At 68.1% G+C, this 19,044-nt stretch carries 6 protein-coding genes; all 6 read left to right on the plus strand.

Features of this window, described 5'->3' with window-relative positions; translation table 11 throughout:
• Nucleotides 1-620 precede the first annotated feature (620 nt).
• The 6 genes from purL (at nucleotide 621) to gspG (ending at nucleotide 19,044) form a co-directional block, all read left to right on the plus strand.
• On the plus strand, nucleotides 621-4,505 hold the full coding sequence (gene purL, locus AC1DKR_RS20690; RefSeq protein ID WP_478034969.1) for a phosphoribosylformylglycinamidine synthase: 3,885 nt from the start codon (nucleotides 621-623) through the stop codon (nucleotides 4,503-4,505).
• A 439-nt stretch (nucleotides 4,506-4,944) separates the two neighbouring features.
• On the plus strand, nucleotides 4,945-13,401 hold the full coding sequence (locus tag AC1DKR_RS20695) for an ESPR-type extended signal peptide-containing protein (protein WP_478034973.1): 8,457 nt from the start codon (nucleotides 4,945-4,947) through the stop codon (nucleotides 13,399-13,401).
• A 161-nt stretch (nucleotides 13,402-13,562) separates the two neighbouring features.
• Nucleotides 13,563-15,449 (plus strand): S8 family peptidase, encoded by a 1,887-nt coding sequence (locus AC1DKR_RS20700; RefSeq protein ID WP_478034975.1) that lies wholly within the window; start codon nucleotides 13,563-13,565, stop codon nucleotides 15,447-15,449.
• Nucleotides 15,450-15,584: 135 nt separating this feature from the next.
• A complete protein-coding gene (gspE, locus tag AC1DKR_RS20705) occupies nucleotides 15,585-17,306 on the plus strand; it encodes a type II secretion system ATPase GspE (protein ID WP_025876711.1) in 1,722 nt (573 codons plus the stop codon).
• Nucleotides 17,307-17,330: 24 nt separating this feature from the next.
• Complete coding sequence (gene xpsF / locus AC1DKR_RS20710) at nucleotides 17,331-18,551, plus strand: type II secretion system protein XpsF (RefSeq protein ID WP_223494196.1); 1,221 nt, start codon at nucleotides 17,331-17,333, stop codon at nucleotides 18,549-18,551.
• Between the two features lie 49 nt (nucleotides 18,552-18,600).
• The gene (gspG, locus tag AC1DKR_RS20715; RefSeq protein ID WP_032951922.1) at nucleotides 18,601-19,044 is read left to right on the plus strand and encodes a type II secretion system major pseudopilin GspG; all 444 of its coding nucleotides are present in this window, start codon (nucleotides 18,601-18,603) and stop codon (nucleotides 19,042-19,044) included.

Here is a 19,044-nt window from a genome sequence, read left to right on the forward strand (position 1 = left end):
GCGCAGGGGACGCCGTGAATACGTCCCTGTAGGCTCGGGCGCGCCATCCATGGCGCTTACGCCCCTGCGCAACCCACCCGCCCGGCCCCCGACAGGTTCCTGTGGCGCCAGCCACGAGCGCAGGGGACGCCGTGAATACGTCCCTGTAGGCTCGGGCGCGCCATCCATGGCGCTTACGCCCCTGCGCAACCCACCCGCCCGGCCCCCGACAGGTTCCTGTGGCGCCAGCCACGAAAGACAGAGCAAAAAAACAAAAAGCAAAAGCCGGTCGCTGCGCTCTTCAATGCCTGATTTCTGGAATTTCCTGGTTGCCGGCAAGAAGCCGGCACTACCGGGGAGCATCCACGCATGGCGTGGATCTACCGCAGATCGCGGAAATCTGTCGAAGGCGGGGTGGGTCCGGTTGCGGGGGCGTGAGCCGCATGGATGCGGCGACCGAGCCTCCATGGACGGATTCACGGCGTCCCCCGCAACCGGACCCACCCCGCCATCCCACGGGAACCCGGCTTTTGCTTTGGCCGTTGCCTTGGCTTCGGCGGGTGCCGGGCGCCGCCCGGCCGAAGCCTATCCCCGCTTCCGGTACAATGTCGGGCCCGTTTCCCAACTACGGTTCCCCGGACATGATGGTCCTCGAGGGCGCGCCCGCCCTGTCGCCGTTCCGCCGCGAACGTCTTGAATCCCGCCTGCAGTCCATCGCCCCCTCCCTGCGCATCAGCGGTGCCTGGCACGTCTACTTCGTGCAGGCCGAGGGCACTGCCGCCCCCGACGTCGATACCCTGTGCCGCATCCTGGAAGCCCGCCCGCAGTCCGAGGCGGTCGCTGACGGTGCGGTCAGCCGCATCGTGGTGCCGCGCCTGGGCACGCTGTCGCCGTGGTCGAGCAAGGCCAGCGAACTGGTCCGCGGTGCTGGCCAGCCGGTGAGCCGGGTCGAGCGTGGCCTGCGCGTCGACGTGCAGGGCTGGCCGACAGACGCTGCCGCCCAGCAGGCGCTGGTCAAGGTGCTGCACGACCCGATGACGCAGTCGGTGCTGGAGCGCGTCGATCAGGGCCAGTCCCTGTTCTCGACCCCGGCCCGTGGCGAACTGGAGCGCGTGCCGGTGGACCAGCTGGAGGCCGCCAACCAGCGCCTCGGCCTGGCCATGGCGCAGGACGAGATCGACTACCTGCGCGAGCGCTTCACCGCGCTGGGCCGGTCGCCGTCGGACGTGGAACTGATGATGTTCGCGCAGGCCAATTCCGAGCACTGCCGGCACAAGATCTTCAATGCCAGCTGGACCATCGACGGCCAGGAGCAGGACCGCTCGCTGTTCCGGATGATCAAGAACACCCACCAGCAGACCCCGCAGCACACGCTCAGTGCGTACAGCGACAACGCGGCGGTGATCGAAGGCCATCCGGCCTCGCGCTATCGCCCGGACCCGGCCAGCGGCGAGTACCGCCGCGAACCGCAGGTGCCCAGCGCGTTCCAGATCAAGGTGGAAACGCATAACCACCCGACCGCAATCGCCCCGTTCCCGGGCGCGTCGACCGGCGCGGGTGGCGAAATCCGCGATGAAGGCGCGACCGGTCGCGGCGGCAAGCCGAAGGCCGGCCTGAGCGGTTTCTCGGTCTCGCACCTGCGCATTCCCGAGCTGCCGCAGCCGTGGGAAGCGCCGCGCGCGCTGAACCCGCGCATGGCGCCGGCGCTGGAGATCATGACCGACGGCCCGCTCGGCGGCGCTGCGTTCAACAACGAGTTCGGCCGCCCGGCACTGCTCGGCTACTTCCGCAGTTTCGAACTGCCGGAAGGCGCCGACCTGGTGCGCGCCTACGACAAGCCGATCATGCTGGCCGGTGGCCTCGGCGCCATTGATCGCGTGCAGGTCGACAAGATCCTGCTGCAGGACGGCGATGCCGTGATCGTGCTCGGCGGCCCGGCGATGCTGATCGGCCTCGGTGGCGGTGCCGCCAGTTCGGTCGCCTCCGGTGAAAGCGCCGAGGACCTGGACTTCGCCAGCGTGCAGCGCGACAACCCGGAGATGGAGCGTCGCTGCCAGGAGGTCATCGACCGCTGCGTGGCGATGGGTGCCAACAACCCGATCAAGTTCTTCCATGACGTCGGTGCAGGTGGCCTGTCCAACGCCATTCCCGAACTGCTGCACGATTCCGGCGTGGGCGGCATCATCGACCTGGGCAAGGTGCCCACCGACGATCCGTCGCTGTCGCCGATGCAGCTGTGGTGCAATGAGTCGCAGGAGCGCTACGTACTCGGTGTGGCGCAGGAGCGCCTGGCTGAATTCGCCGCGCTGTGCGCGCGCGAGCGCTGCCCGTTCGCTGCGGTCGGTGTCGCCACCGCAGCCGAACACCTGGTGGTGGCCTATGGTGCCGTGCCGGGCAACATCCCGGCCGATGCACCCATCGATTTGCCGATGGACGTGCTGTTCGGCAAGCCGCCGAAGATGCACCGTGATACCGCGCACCCGCCGGCACCACGCTGGCCGGCGCTGAAGACCGGTGGCCTGGATCTGCAGGAAGCCGGTCTGCGCGTGCTCGCGCACCCGACGGTGGCCTCCAAGAACTTCCTGGTCACCATCGGCGATCGTAGCGTGGGCGGCCTGACCGCGCGCGAGCAGATGGTTGGCCCGTGGCAGCTGCCGGTGGCCGACGTGGCGATCACCCTGGCCGATTTCGACGGCGTGGCCGGCGAGGCGATGGCACTGGGTGAACGCACGCCGCTGGCGCTGCTGGACGCTGCCGCTTCGGCCCGCATGGCCGTTGGCGAAGCATTGACCAACCTGTGCGCAGCCCCGGTCGACGCGCTCGATGAAATCAAGTTGTCGGCGAACTGGATGGCCGCTGCCGGCCACCCGGGCGAAGACGCGCTGCTGTACGACGCGGTGAAGGCGGTGGGCATGGAACTGTGCCCGCAGCTGGACATCAGCATCCCGGTGGGCAAGGACTCGCTGTCGATGCAGGCGCAGTGGCACGACCAGGGCGCGGCGCACAAGAGCGTGTCGCCGGTATCGCTGGTGATCACCGCGTTCGCGCCGGTGGCCGATGCACGCCAGCAGCTGACCCCGCTGCTGGACCGCGATATCGACAGTGAGCTGTGGTTGATCGGCCTCGGTGCCGGCAAGCAGCGCCTGGGCGGTTCGATCCTGGCCCAGGTGCACGCCGACCACGGCGACCTGCCGGCCTTCGCCGGTGCCGCCCCGGACTTGGACGATCCGCAGCGCCTGCGTGGCTTCTTCGAGCTGATCCGCGATGCACGCCAGTCCGGCCTGCTGCGCGCGTACCACGACCGCAGCGACGGTGGCGCGTTCGCCGCGTTGTGCGAAATGGCCTTCACCTCGCGCCTGGGCCTGGACATCACCCTCGACGCCTGGGGCGATGATCCGTTCCGCAGCCTGTTCAATGAAGAGCTTGGCGCCGTTGTGCAGATCGCCCGCGAAGACCGCGCTGCGTTCGCCGACCTGGTCGAGCGCCACGCGCTGACCGAATGCGCGCAGCGCATCGCCAAGCCGACCACCGCGCCGGTGGTGCGGGTGTCGCTGGGTGGTGAGTCGCTGGCCGAATGGCGCTGGGAAGCGTTGTTCGACGCCTGGTGGTCGGTCACCCACGCCATGCAGAAGCGCCGCGACAATCCGGCCAACGCCGATGCCGAGCGCGAGATCGCCCGCGCCTTCACCGCGCCGGGCCTGAAGCCGAAGTTGAGCTTCGATCCCAATGAGGATGTCGCCGCACCGTTCGTGCAGACCGGGGCGCGTCCGCGCGTTGCGATCCTGCGCGAACAGGGCGTCAACGGCCAGATCGAGATGGCCAACGCCTTCGAACGTGCCGGCTTCCGCGCATTCGACGTGCACATGAGCGACCTCATCGAAGGCCGCGTGGCGCTGCAGGACTTCACCGGCCTGGTCGCCTGCGGCGGCTTCAGCTACGGCGACGTGCTCGGTGCCGGCCGCGGCTGGGCGACCTCGATCCTGGAACGTACTGCGCTGCGCGATGCCTTCGCCGCGTTCTTCGCGCGCGAGGACAGCTTCGCCCTGGGCGTATGCAACGGCTGCCAGATGATGAGCCAGCTGAAGGACATCATCCCCGGTGCCGAACACTGGCCGCAGTTCCGCCGCAACGCCAGCGAGCAGTTCGAAGCCCGCACCGCGCTGCTGGAAGTGGTGGAGTCGCCGTCGATCCTGCTGCGTGGCATGGCCGGGTCGCGCCTGCCGGTGGCGGTGGCACATGGCGAAGGCCAGGCGGTGTTCGACAACGCCGTCGACCAGGCCACAGCCCGTGTCGCACTGCGCTACATCGATGGCAACGGCAACGTCGCCAGCCAGTACCCGCTGAACCCGAACGGTTCGCCCGACGGCATCACCGGCCTGACCAGCACCGACGGCCGGGTGACCATCATGATGCCGCACCCGGAGCGCACCCCGCGCGCGCTCAACCTGAGCTGGGCCCCGTCCGATTGGCAGGGTGATTCACCGTGGATGCGCATGTTCCGCAACGCACGGGTGTGGTGCGGCTGATCGCACACGTGTTGCGCAGCTGACGATGCCATCGCGTATGGAAACCCGCCGGGAAACCGGCGGGTTTTTCTTTTTGAATACGGAAACTCCTGTGCTGGCCATCAGTTACATACGTTTTCATATGTGAAGATTCCCTCACGTATACCTAACAAAATACGTAAATAAACAAGTGAAACAGTGAACTGCTTCACGGCAATGGCTTTTGCTGCGTCAAAGTCTTGACGATTCGCAAAGATGACGTTAACACTTGACCCCCGTTTCAAATCTGTTCATCCCGCAGTAACCGCACGGCGCATGCGCTCGGTTTTCTGTCCCTGCGCGCCGTTCGGCAATACCCCGCAGTAAATCACGCGAATAACGCCCCCAGGGGACGTTGAACCACGAAGGTTCGGCGGTGGCGTTGCTTTGCCCAAAACCAGTCCAATCAGGAGCCGTACCGATGAATCGGATTTATCGCAAGGTCTGGAACAAAGCATTGGGTCAGTTGGTGGTGGCCTCGGAACTGGCCTCTTCCGGCTCATCAGGCGGGGTCGTCGACCAGCGCCGCAGTGCGACGGATGCCGCGCCGGCACGACTGGCCGCAGCGTTGGCCTTGGCAATGGGACTGGGCATGACCGGCATCGCTGCGGCGCAGTCGGTTGAGATTGGGGGCAGCGCGAACTGCGTGGTGCTCAACAGCAAGGTGCTGGACAAGTGCGTGGTCGATGGCAGTGCCAGCGCCAAGGGCAGCAACGCGGTGGCGATTGGCGCGGGTACCAGCGCCACCGGCGCCAACAGCGTGGCGCTGGGTGCCGGTTCCAAGGCAACGCGCGCCAACACCGTTTCTGTCGGTGATGCCGGCAAGGAACGGCAGGTGACCAATGTCGCCGCCGGTACCGCCGCCACCGATGCGGTGAACAAGGCACAGCTGGATGCACAGGCGCGCGCCACGCAGGCCGCGCTTGCGCAGGCGGCGGCCGAGGGCAGCCGCTATTTCAAGGCCGATGGCGCTGGCGATGACAGCGACGCGGCAAAGATCGAAGGCCAGGGCGCCATCGCGGTCGGTAGTGGCAGCCAGTCGCTGGCCAACGCCACCACCGCGGTCGGCACCCAGGCGATTGCCGCAGGACTTGGTGCCAGTGCTTTCGGCCAGAACGCGCTCGCCTTCGGTGATGCCAGCGTGGTGGTCGGGCAGAGTGCGGCCGCCTTCGGCCTTGGCGATACGGCGGTAGGTGCAAGTGCCGTGGCCGCCAGCGAGAACGGTGCAGCCACCGCGTTGGGTGCACTGTCCGAAGCCAGCGCCGATGGCGCTACCGCGGTCGGCGCGGGTGCCGTGGCGATGGGCCCCGGCAGCACCTCGCTGGGCCGTGGTGCGACCGCCGCCAACGAAGCCTCCATTGCCGTCGGTGCGTTCAGCACGGCGGTGGGCGAATACAGCACCGCGCTGGGTTCCAATTCGGCGGCCGTGGCTACCGGCAGCGTGGCGCTGGGCGCCGGCTCGCTGGCCGACCGCGTCGATACCGTGTCGGTGGGTGCGGTCGACTACGGCCTGACCCGGCAGATCACCAGCGTTGCCGCCGGTACCGAAGATACCGATGCGGTCAACGTCGCTCAGTTGAAGGACGTGGCAGCGGTAGCCGATACCACCGCCAAGCGATTCCAGGCCACCGGCAGCAGCAGCAGCGATGCCGGTGCGTTGGCCGAGGGAGATGACGCGCTCGCCGCTGGCGAAGCCGCCAATGCGATCGGCAACGGCACGACCGCCGTCGGTGCAGGTGCGACCGCCGTCGCGCAGAACGCCACTGCGGTCGGCAACAACGCGCTTGCATCTGGTCAGAACAGCGCGGCCTTCGGCAACAACGCGCAGGCAGTCGGCCCGGGTAGCGTCGCCGTCGGCGGTGCTGCGGTGGATGCCGATGGCAATCCGCTGATCACCAGTGGTGGCGTGCCGGTAGAGACCGGCGCCACCAGTGCCGGGGTCGGTGGTACCGCCGTCGGCGCCAGCGCCGATGCCGGTGGTTTCGCAGCGTCGGCGTATGGCGTGGGAGCCTATGCGGCGGGTGCGCAGTCGTCGGCATTCGGTGCTGTCTCCAATGCCATCGGCGACTATTCCACCGCCGTCGGTACGCAGAGCAACGCTACCGGCACCAGCAGCGTGGCCATCGGTGGCCCGGCCGACCTGATCCCGGGCCTGGGCTTCTTCGTGCAGACCCAGGCCAGTGGCGAAGCGGCCACCGCCGTCGGTGCCGGTGCCATCGCCAGCGGCGACCAGGCCGTGGCCAATGGCAGCCTGACCGAGGCCTCCGGTGCCGAGTCGGTCGCAGTGGGCTACTTCGCCTATGCACCGGGCGAGAACGCCAGTGCGCTGGGCGCACAGACCTGGGCCAGTGGCACGCAGAGCACCGCCGTCGGCTACTACGCTACTGCGCGTGGTGCCAACAGCGTTGCACTGGGCGCCAATTCCGAAGCGGTGCGCGCCAACAGCGTGGCCGTGGGCAGTGCCGGCAACGAGCGACAGATCACCAGCGTGGCTGCTGGCAGCGAAGCCACCGACGCAGTGAACAAGGCCCAGCTGGACGCCGTGGCCAGCACCGCCGACACCACCGCGCGCTTCTTCCAGGCGCAGCCGGAAAGCGGCAGCGATGCCGGTGCCTACGCAGAAGGCGAGGGTGCGGTGGCGGCGGGTTCGGCCAGCAACGCCATCGGTGCCGGTGCGTTGGCACAGGGTGCAGGCGCGGCTGCAATCGGCGCCGACAGCGTGGCACTGGGTCGCAATACCTTCGCCGATGGCGATGGTGCGGTAGCTGTGGGTGGCCTCGGCCAGGCCTACGACGAATACAACCAGCCGCTGCTGGATGACCAAGGCAACCCGGTGCAGATCGGCACAACCGCTTCGGCCGGTTCCACCGCCGTCGGCAATGCTGCGCAGGCCACCGGTACCAGCAGCAGCGCCTTCGGCAATGCGGCACAGGCCACCGGCGACAACAGCTTCGCGGCGGGCGGCAAGTCGCGCGCTACCGGCAGCTATGCCGTCGCCATCGGTGACAGTGCCTTCGCCAAGTCCGACGACAGCACCGCCGTGGGTGGCTACAGCACTGCCAGCGAGGAAGGCGCCACCGCCTTCGGTGCCGGCGCGTGGGCCACCGGCCGCAATGCCTCCGCGTTTGGTCCGGCGGCATGGGCCAGCGCCAACGGCGCCACCTCCATCGGCTACAACAGCTGGGCCAACGGCACCAGTTCCACCGCCGTCGGCCGCGGCGCCTTCAGCTACGGCGACAACAGTGTTGCGCTGGGCTTCCAGGCGCTGGGCAACAGCATCAACAGCATCGCCATCGGCACCAACACGGTGGCCGGCGGTGAAAGTGCGATCGCCCTGGGCGCGGGCAGCACGGCCAGTGGTAACAACGCGGTTGCACTGGGTGCCGGTTCGGTGGCCAGCCGCGACCGCAGCGTGTCAGTGGGCAGCGCGGGCAACGAGCGGCAGATCACGAGTGTGGCGGCCGGTACCCAGGCCACCGATGCGGTGAACAAGTCGCAGCTCGACGCGGTTGCAGCCAGTGCCGCGACCACCGGCAAGTACTTCCAGGCCAGCGGCAGTGCCGACAGCGACGCCGGTGCCTACGTGGAAGGTGACAACGCGCTGGCCGCGGGTGAATCGGCCAATGCAATCGGCAACGGCGCAACCGCCCTCGGCAGTGGCGCCAATGCACTGGCCGGCAACGCACAGGCCATCGGCTTCAATGCGCTGGCCACTGCAGCCAATGCCAGCGCCATCGGTGCCAACGCGCAGGCGACCGGCGAATACGCCACTGCTCATGGTGCCGAGAGTGAAGCCAGCGGCGAGCAGAGTGCGGCCTTCGGTGCGGCCTCGGTGGCCAGCGGCGCCGGCAGCACCGCCAGCGGCGTGCTGTCCGAAGCCAGCGGCGAAGAAGCCGTGGCGGTGGGTTACTTCAGCAACGCCAGCGGTGAGGCCGCCACGGCGGTTGGCAGTGAAAGCGTGGCCAGTGGCACCGCTTCGGCAGCATTCGGCATTGGTGCCGAAGCGACCGGTGGCTACAGCACCGCCATCGGCGGTTACGCCAACGCCTCGGCATTCAACGCCACTGCCTTCGGCAACTTTGCCAACGCCTCCGGTTCCAACAGCGTCGCGCTTGGTGGCGATTCGGAAGCGTCCGGTGCCTACAGCACCGCCACCGGCCAGGGCAGCCTGGCTACCGGCACCAATGCCGTGGCCGTCGGTGGATCGTTGTTCGGCCTGCTGGCGACCGAAGCATCCGGCGACTATTCCACCGCGGTCGGTGGCGGCGCCTATGCGCCGGGCATCAACAGCACCGCGCTGGGCAATGCGGCTGAATCGCGCGGTGCCAACAGCGTGGCGCTGGGTGCCGATTCGATTGCCGACCGCGACAACACCGTGTCGGTCGGTGGCGGCGGCAACACCCGCCAGATCACCAACGTGGCCGCCGGTACCCAGGGTACCGATGCGGTGAACAAGGACCAGCTGGACGCGGTGGCTGCCGAAGGCGCAAAGACCAGCAAGTACTTCCAGGCCAGCGGCAGCGCCGACAGCGATGCCGGTGCCTACGTGGAAGGTGACAGCGCGCTGGCTGCCGGTGAAGCCGCCAATGCGATCGGCACCGGCGCTACTGCACTTGGCAGTGGTGCAACGGCGGTAGCGGCAAACGCCACGGCGGTGGGCTTCAACAGCCTGGCCAGCGGCGGCAATGCGGCTGCGGTGGGCAACAACGCACAGGCGACGGGCGAAGATAGTGCGGCGCTCGGCAGCGGCGCGGTGGCCAGCGAAATCAGCACCACCGCGACCGGCGCAGGCGCGCAGGCGACGGCGGTGTACAGCACCGCCAACGGTGCCGAGGCAGTTGCCAGTGGTGCGCAGTCGCTGGCCAGCGGCTTCCGTTCGGCAGCCTCTGCAGACGGCACCACGGCGGTGGGCGGCTACAGCGAAGCCAGCGGTCGCCTCGGCTCGGCGCTGGGCTATGGCACCGTGGCCAGTGGTGCCAACAGCACCGCTGCCGGTGTGTTCGCTGCGGCGTCGGGCGCCAGTTCGGTGGCGATGGGTGATTCCAGCGAAGCCAGCGGCGATGAGAGCGTGGCCATCGGTGGCAGCACCTTCTTCGGCCTGGTGCCGTCGCGTGCCAGTGGCTACGGCGCAGCGGCGTTCGGCGCCGGTGCCTGGGCTACCGACGACTATGCCACCGCCATCGGCTGGAACTCGTGGGCCGATGGCGCCGAGTCCACCGCGCTGGGTGCCAGCGCTACCGCCAACGGCGCCAACAGCGTGGCCCTGGGCGCAGGCTCCAAGGCCGACCGTGACAACACGGTGGCCGTCGGCAGTGCCGGCAGCGAACGCCAGGTGACCCATGTGGCGGCCGGCACCGAAGGCACCGATGCGGTCAACAAGAACCAGCTCGATGCTGTCGCCGCTACGGCGGACAAGACCAGCAAGTACTTCCAGGCCAGCGGCAGCGCCGACAGCGATGCCGGTGCCTACGTGGAAGGAGACAACGCACTGGCTGCCGGTGAAGCGGCCAATGCGATCGGCAACGGCGCCACCGCGCTCGGCAGTGGTGCCACGGCCGTGGCCGCCAACGCGACCGCCGTGGGCTTCAACACGCTGGCCACGGGCAGCAATGCGGCTGCGGTAGGCAGCAACGCGCAGGCCACCGGTGAAGACAGTGCCGCACTCGGCAACGGCGCGGTAGCCAGTGGCATCAGCGCCACCGCTACCGGCACCGCTGCACAGGCCAGCGGCGTCTACAGCACCGCCAACGGTGCGGAGGCCGTCGCCAGCGGTGCGCAGTCGCTGGCCAGTGGTTTCCGCAGTGCCGCTTCGGCCGATGGCACCACCGCCATCGGTGGCTACAGCGAAGCCAGCGGCCGCCTCGGCACCGCGCTGGGCTACGGTTCGGCAGCGACCGGTGCCAACACCACGGCTGTCGGCTTCGGAGCGGCGGCAGCAGGCAGCGGCGCCGTCGCCGTCGGTCAGTCCAGCGAAGCCAGTGGCGCAGAGAGTGTCGCCATCGGCGGCAGCACCTTCTTCGGCCTGATCCCGTCGCGTGCCAGCGGTACCGGTGCGGCGGCCTTCGGTGCCGGTGCCTGGGCCACCGATGACTACGCCACCGCGATCGGCTGGAATGCATGGGCCGATGCGGCTGACAGCACCGCTCTGGGTGCCAGCGCGACCGCCAACGGTGTCAACAGTGTCGCCCTTGGTGCGGGCTCGAAGGCCGACCGTGACAACACGGTGGCCGTCGGCAGCGCGGGCGGTGAACGCCAGGTCACCCATGTTGCCGCCGGCACCGAGACCACCGATGCAGTGAACAAGGGCCAGCTGGATGCCGTGGCCAGTGTCGCCGACAAGACCAGCAAGCACTTCCAGGCCAGCGGCAGTGCCGACAGCGATGCCGGTGCCTACGTCGAAGGTGACAATGCGCTGGCGGCCGGTGAAGCGGCCAATGCGATCGGCAATGGCGCCAGTGCGCTCGGCAGTGGTGCCACCGCGGTCGCGGCCAACGCCACCGCCGTCGGCTTCAATGCGCTGGCCAGTGGTGAAGACGGTGTGGCGATCGGCAGCAGCGCCAGCAGCACGGCCGGTGGCGCGATTTCCATCGGCGTGGAAAGCAGCAGCGCAGGCCCGGCCAGTGTGGCCCTCGGTGCGCAGTCCCAGGCGCAGGGCATCGGTGCGGTCGCCGTCGGCGGCATCGCCCAGGCCAACGGGCTGGCCGCAACCGCCGTCGGTTATGGCGCAACCGCTGATGGTCGCGAAGCCACCGCCGTCGGCAACTTCTCGTCGGCCAACGGCTGGCAGTCCACCGCCTACGGCGCCGGTGCCACGTCCGCCTTCTTCGGCACCGCGCTGGGCAGTGGCGCGCAGGCCGCCGAAGTGTCCACAGCCGTGGGCCAGGGCACCGTCGCGCAGATCGCCGGTGCTGGTTTCGGCGTGCAGGCGCGCGCCGGCCAGTTCGGTACCGCACTGGGCAACAATGCCACCACCGGGCTCAATGGCGTGGCGGTCGGCTTCAACGCGCTGGCCGGACAGGACGCCAACAGCGTTGGCACGGGCCAGCACACCACCGCGATCGGCAGCGAGGCATGGGCCACCGAGGACGGTGCCACCGTGGTCGGCTACAACAGCTATGCGCAGGCCACCAATGCCACTGTGCTGGGCAGCAATACCTGGACCACCAAGGACGCCGACAACAGCGTGGCGCTCGGTGCAGGTTCGCTGGCCGACCGTGCCAATGCGGTATCGGTGGGTGCGGCGCAGGAGTGGGTCGATGCTGCCGGGGTCAGCCACAGCGCGATCAACCGCCAGGTGACCAACGTGGCCGCCGGTACCCAGGCCAACGATGCGGTGAACAAGGGCCAGCTGGATGCGGTGGCCTCCACCGCCGACGCCACCAGCAGGCACTTCCGTGCCAACGGCAGCGGCACCGCCACTGCCAGCGGTACCAACGCAGTGGCGGTGGGCTCCAGTGCCACTGCCAGTGGCAACCGCAGCAATGCACTGGGCAGCAACGCCAGCGCCGTCGGCAACGCATCACTGGCCGTAGGCGCCAATGCCGCCGTCACCGGCAGCAACTCAGTGGCACTCGGTGCCGGCGCGCGTGCGGTGGATGCAAACGTGGTGTCGGTCGGCGGCGGCAACGGCACTGATGGTCCTGCTACGCGCCGCATCGTCAACGTTGCCGATGGCCGCATCGCCGCCGGCAGCAGCGACGCCGTGACCGGTTCACAGCTCAACGTCACCAACCAGCGCGTGGGTGCGGTGGAAACCCGGGTCGGTGATTTCGACTCGCGCATCGCCACCGTTGAAACCAGCGCGGCCAGCTCGGTCGGCTACGACGATGCCAGCCGTGACCGCCTGACCCTGGCCGGTATCCAGGGCACCACCATCGACAACGTCGGCGCCGGCAGCATCGCCTCCGGCAGCCGCCAGGCGATCAACGGTGGGCAGCTGTTCCAGTCGCTCAGCGATGCCGCCAGCTTCCTCGGCGGCGGTGCCAGCGTCGGCATGCAGGGCGTGTTCGTCGCGCCGAACTATGTGATCCAGGGGTCCACCTACAGCAACGTCGGCGACGCGCTGGGCGCACTGGACCGCAAGGTCAGCGAGATCGATCGTCGCACCGCCAGCGGCACGCGTTCCGGCGCGGCCAGCCTGCGTTCGATGGCCGCCCCGCTGGACGCAGACGCGTCCAACGTGGCCACGGCGTCGGCTGCCACCGACGCGAGCCTGGCGGATGGCGGATCGGCAACGGCCCGTGTGCAGGGCACGCCGACCGCCGCCAGCGCAGGCAGTGCTCAGCCGGCACTGGTCGCAGGCGGTGGCGTCAACGCCGTCGCGATGGGCGATGGCGCAGTCGCCAGCGGTGCATCGTCCACCGCTGTCGGCCAGGGCGCGAGTGCAACGGCGGCCAATGCGGTGGCGCTGGGCCAGGGCTCGGTTGCCGATCGCGCCAACACCGTCTCGGTCGGCAGTGAGGGCAACGAACGCCAGGTCACCAACGTGGCGGCCGGTACCACCGCAACCGATGCGGTCAACAAGGGCCAGCTGGATCGTGGCATCACCACCGCCAACAGCTACACCGACAGCCGCGTTCAGGCAGTCACCGACAGCTTCGATGTGTTCAAGGGCGAAGTTGATGGACGCCTGCGCCACATGGATCGCCGCATCGACCGCCAGGGCGCGATGAGCGCAGCGATGCTCAACATGGCCACCAGTGCCGCCGGCATCCGCACCCAGAACCGGGTCGGCGTCGGCATCGGTTTCCAGGGCGGCGAGTCGGCCATGTCGCTGGGCTACCAGCGTGCGATCAGCGATCGCGCCACGGTCACCGTCGGTGGTGCCTTCAGCAGTGATGACAGCTCGGTCGGCGTCGGTGCCGGCTTCGGCTGGTAAGTGCGCAACAACGTGCCGGTGGGCAACCCATCGGCACGTCGAGCAGTGAGCGCCAAAGGGGCGTGGCATGGCAACCCTGGTGGGCCAGCCAGGGCAGTCGCAGGGAGTGATGGCCGTAGTGAGCTCCGTCCGTGCAACGGGCGGAGAAGGAAAGCTCAACCATGACCTTGAAGAGGATTTCGAACGTGACCAAGAAGCAGACCCTTCGCATCAATGTGCTGGCTGCCGCCGTGTTGTCGCTGACTGTCGGCGTCGGTGCGGCGCATGCGGCCAAGCCGGGCGTGGCCAAGGAGCCGGCGCGCGTGGCCAGCACTGCCCAGCAGAGCGTGGACGGCATCATCGTGAAGTACCGCAACGGCACCGCGGCCGCCAGCGATCGTTCGACCAAGCTCTCGGTCGTGCAGTCGGCACTGTCGCGTGCCATCGTCAGCAGCGGCACCACCAGCCGTGCTGCGGCACTTTCCCCGCTGGTGGAGCGCAAGCTCGGTACCGGTGGCGACCTGATCCGCCTGAAGTCCCGGCTGGGCTCGGCCGACATGCAGAAGGTACTGGCTGAACTGAATGCCGATCCGTCGGTGCAGTACGCGGTGGCCAACGTGCGCCTGCAGCGCTCGGACCTGCGTGCCACCAATGCGCAGCCGGCACTGGTGCCCAACGATCCCAACTATGCGCAGTACCAGTGGAACTTCTTCAACGCCACCGGTGGTGTGAATGCACCGGCCGGGTGGGATCTCTCGCAGGGCGAGGGCATCGTGGTCGCCGTGCTCGATACCGGCATCCTGCCGGGCGTGCCGGATTTCGGCAGCAACCTGCTGGAAGGCTACGATTTCATCAGTGACAAGGAATCCTCGCGCCGCCCGAACGATGGCCGCGCACCGGGTGCCACCGACTACGGCGACTGGGTGGAAACGGCCAACGAGTGCTACACCGGTTCCGAACCGGAAGGCAGTTCCTGGCACGGCACGCACGTGGCCGGCACCATTGCCGAGGTGACCAACAACGGCAGTGCCCTGGCAGGCCTGGCCTACAAGGCCAAGGTGTTGCCGGTGCGCGTGCTGGGCAAGTGCGGCGGCACCCTGGCCGACATCAGCGACGCCATCACCTGGGCGTCGGGCGGCACCGTGCCGGGCATTCCGGCCAACACCAATCCGGCGGAAATCATCAACATGAGCCTGGGTGGTGGTGGCGCCTGCGATGCCGCCTACCAGGACGCGATCAACGGCGCCGTGTCGCGCGGCACCCTGGTGGTGGTCGCGGCCGGCAATGAAACCGACAACGCGTCCAAGTACCGTCCGGCCAGCTGCAACAACGTGGTGGCGGTGGGTGCGACCCGTGTCACCGGTGGCATCACCTATTACTCCAACTACGGCACCGCGGTCGACCTGTCGGCCCCGGGCGGTGGCGGCAGTGTCGACGGCAACCCGAACGGCTACATCTGGCAGGTCGGTTCCAGTTCGGAAACCACCCCGGACGCCGGTGAGTGGGTGCTGATGGGCAAGGGCGGTACCTCGATGTCCTCGCCGCACGTTGCCGCGGTGGCTGCCATGGTGCAGAGCGCGCTGATCGCCAAGGGCAAGGAGCCGCTGGCGCCGGCCGCGCTGGAAACCCTGCTCAAGCAGTCGGCGCGCAAGTTCCCGGTGACCATCCCGGCGGCCACCCCGATCGGTACCGGCATCCTCGATGCCAAGGCCGCACTGGATGCCGCGCTGAAGGAACCGTGCACCGAGAACTGCGAGCCGGAAGGCATTCCGCTGACCAACAAGGTGACCGTGGGCGGGCTGGCCGGTGCGGCCGCCAGCGAAACCGTCTATACCTTCGAAGCGGCCGCCGGCAAGACGCTGAGCGTGCTGACCTACGGCGGCAGCGGCAACGTGTCGGTGTACCTGGCGCAGGGCCGCGTGCCCACCGCGACCGACAACGATGCCAAGTCGACCCGCCCGGGCAATACCGAAACCGTGCGCGTGGCCAAGCCGGTGGTCGGCACCTACTACATCAAGGTGGTGGGTGAGGCCGCTTACAGCGGGGTGAGCATCCTGGCGACCCAGTAATTACCGACGGTCGTAAATGAATAAGCGAGGCCCGTCACCTGTGTGACGGGCCTCGTCTTTTTACGAAAGAAGAACCGGAGAGGGTGGAAACCATGGCTTAACTGCTAAAGTCGGGACGATCGACAGGAGAGTCATGTGAACGCGCTCGCTGCCACTGCCATCGACGACACTGAAGGCCGCATCCTCGATGCGCTGCTGGCGCGTGGTCGGCTCAAGGAAGGAGATCTGGCGCGTGCGCGGCCGCTGCATGCCGAGTCCGGAGGTAGCCTGCTTGGCCTGCTGGTACGGCTTGGGCTGGTGTCCGAACGTGACCAGGCACAGGCCAGTGCCGATGTGCTGGGCCTGCCGTTGCTGGAAGGACGGCAGCTGCCTGAATCGCCACCGCAGGCATTGGCCGAAGGCCTGCCGCTGTCGCTGCGCTTCCTCAAGCAGTTCCACGTGTGCCCGCTGGCGCTGGATGAACACGGCGTGCAGCTGTGGCTGGCCGATGCTCACGACCCTTACCCGCAGCAGGCCGTGCAATTGGCACTGGGCGTGCCGGTCACGCCGCTGTTGGGCATGCGTGCAGAGATCGATGACTTGGTCGAGCGCTGGTTCGGCCAGGGCCGCAGCGCGATGGGGGCGATCGTGGAAACCGCCGATGGCGAAGGCGGCGCAGTGGATGATATCGAGCACCTGCGCGATCTCGCCTCTGAAGCGCCGGTGATCCGCCTGGTCAACCTGGTCATCCAGCGCGCGGTCGAACTGCGCGCATCGGACATCCACGTCGAGCCTTTCGAAAACCGGCTGAAAGTGCGCTACCGCGTCGATGGCGTGCTGGTCGAAGGCGAGAGCCCGCCGGCCAACCTGACCGCCGCGGTGATCAGCCGCATCAAGATCATGGCCCGGCTCAACATCGCCGAGCGCCGCCTGCCGCAGGACGGCCGCATCATGCTGCGCGTGCAGGGCAAGGAACTGGACCTGCGTGTCAGTACGGTGCCCACCGCGCACGGCGAAAGCGTGGTGATGCGCCTGCTCGACCGCGAAACGGTGGTGTTCGACTTCCATCGGCTGGGCTTCACCGATGCCTTCCTGCCGCAGTTCCGCAAGGTGCTTGAACAGCCGCACGGCATCCTGCTGGTGACCGGTCCCACCGGTTCGGGCAAGACCACCACGCTGTACACCGCGCTGAGCCAGCTAAACACCGCCGACGTCAAGATCATCACCGTTGAAGATCCGGTCGAGTACCAGATCGAAGGCATCAACCAGATCCAGGCCAAGCCACAGATCGGGCTGGATTTCGCCAATGCGCTGCGCAGCATCGTGCGCCAGGATCCGGACATCATCATGATCGGCGAAATGCGCGACCTGGAAACCGCGCGCATCGCGATCCAGTCAGCGTTGACCGGCCACCTGGTGCTCTCCACGCTGCACACCAACAATGCCGCAGGCGGCATCACCCGCCTGCTCGACATGGGCGTGGAAGATTATCTGCTGACCTCCACCATCAACGGCATCCTGGCCCAGCGCCTGGTGCGCCGGCTGGAGCCGACCCACGCCGAACGCTACGAAGCCTCGCCGGAAGAGATCGAACGCTTCGACCTGCGCCGCCTGCAACCGGATGGAACGATCTACCTGTATCGCCCGAAGCCTTCGGCGCTGGCGCCGACCGGCTACCTGGGGCGCACCACCATCATGGAATTCCTGGTGATGAACGACGCGCTGCGCCGTGCGGTGATGCGTCGCGATGGCATGGGCGAGATCGAGCGCATCGCCCGCGAAGCCGGCATGCGCACCATGTACGAGGACGGCCTGAGCAAGGCCCTGAGCGGGCAGACGACCCTCGAAGAAGTCCTGCGCGTGACCGAGGAAGGCTGATGCGCGTGCAGGGACGACGCTGACATGCCGAACTACCGTTACAAGGCACTGAACCCACACGGTGAAGTGTTCGACGGGCAGATGGAAGCGGCCAGCGAGGCCGAGCTGGTCGCGCGCCTGCAGGACCAGGGCCATCTGCCGATGGAAACGCAGCTGGCCGACGGGGGGGCGGTTGGCGGCAGCAGCCTGCGTGGCCTGTTCCGCCAGCGTCCGCTGCAGGGCGCTGCGTTGCTGCAGTTCACCCAGCAGCTGGCCACGCTGCTCGGTGCCGGACAGCCGCTGGACCGCGCGCTGTCGATCCTGCTCAGCCTGCCCGAAGACGAGCGCTCGCGCCGCGCGATCACCGACATCCGCGATGTGGTGCGTGGTGGCGCGCCGCTGTCCACTGCGCTTGAACGCCAGCACGGCCTGTTCTCGCGTCTGTACGTGAACATGGTGCGCGCCGGTGAAGCCGGTGGCAGCCTGCACGACACGCTGCAACGTCTGGCCGATTACCTTGAACGCAGCCGTGCGTTGCAGGGCAAGGTGATCAACGCGCTGGTCTACCCGGCGATCCTGCTGGTGGTGGTGGGTGGTGCGCTGCTGTTCCTGCTGGGTTATGTGGTGCCGCAGTTCGCACAGATGTACGAAAGCCTGGACGTAGCGCTGCCATGGTTCACCAACCTGGTGCTGCAGCTGGGCCTGTTCGTGCGTGACTGGTGGGTGCTGCTGCTGGTGGTGCCGGGCGTGCTGCTGCTGTTGTTCGAACGCAAGGCGCGGCAGCCCGCGTTCCGTCTGGCACTGGATGGCTGGCTGCTGCAACGCCGCGGTATCGGCCGCCTGCTGGGCGAGCTGGAAACCGCGCGGCTGGCGCGCACCCTGGGGACACTGCTGCGCAACGGCGTGCCACTGCTGGGCGCGCTGGGCATCGCCCGCAACGTCCTTGGCAACCGCGCCCTTGCGGCAGACCTGGAGACCGCCGCCGACGAGGTCAAGAACGGCACCGGCTTGTCGCTGGCGTTGTCGCGCGGCAAACGTTTTCCCCGGCTGGCGCTGCAGATGATCCAGGTCGGCGAGGAGTCCGGCGCGCTCGATACCATGCTGCTGAAAGCTGCTGATACCTTCGAACAGGACAGCGCCCGCCGCATCGACCGCCTGCTGGCGGCGATGGTGCCGGCGATCACCCTGGTGCTGGCCTCGGTGGTCGGCGCGGTGATCGTGGCCGTGCTGGTGCCGTTGTACGACCTTACCAACGCCATCGGCTGACGATGGCCTCCTTCGCAACCCCGACATCCCGTACCTGAAAGGACCGACCATGATTGCTTCCCGTCGACCGATCCGCCTTTCCTTCACCGCCGCACGTCACCAGTCGGGCATGAGCCTGCTGGAGATCATCATCGTCATCGTGCTGATCGGCGCAGTGCTGACCCTGGTCGCCAGCCGCGTGCTCGGCGGCGCCGATCGTGGCAAGGCCAACATCGCCAAGGCGCAGGTGCAGACCGTTGCCTCCAAGGTCGACAACTACCAGATCGACACCGGCAAGCTGCCCGCGTCGCTCAACGACCTGGTGACCGCACCGGCCGGCGTCGGTGGCTGGCTGGGCCCGTATGCCAAGCCTGCCGACCTCAACGACCCGTGGGGCCACGCGCTGGAGTACCGCGCACCGGGCGAGGGCCAGGCGTATGAACTGATCAGCCTGGGCAAGGACGGCAAGGCCGGCGGCAGCAGCGTCGACGCTGACATCCGCTACCAGCCGTAA

It is taken from the genome of Stenotrophomonas sp. 01N47, from assembly GCF_056399165.1.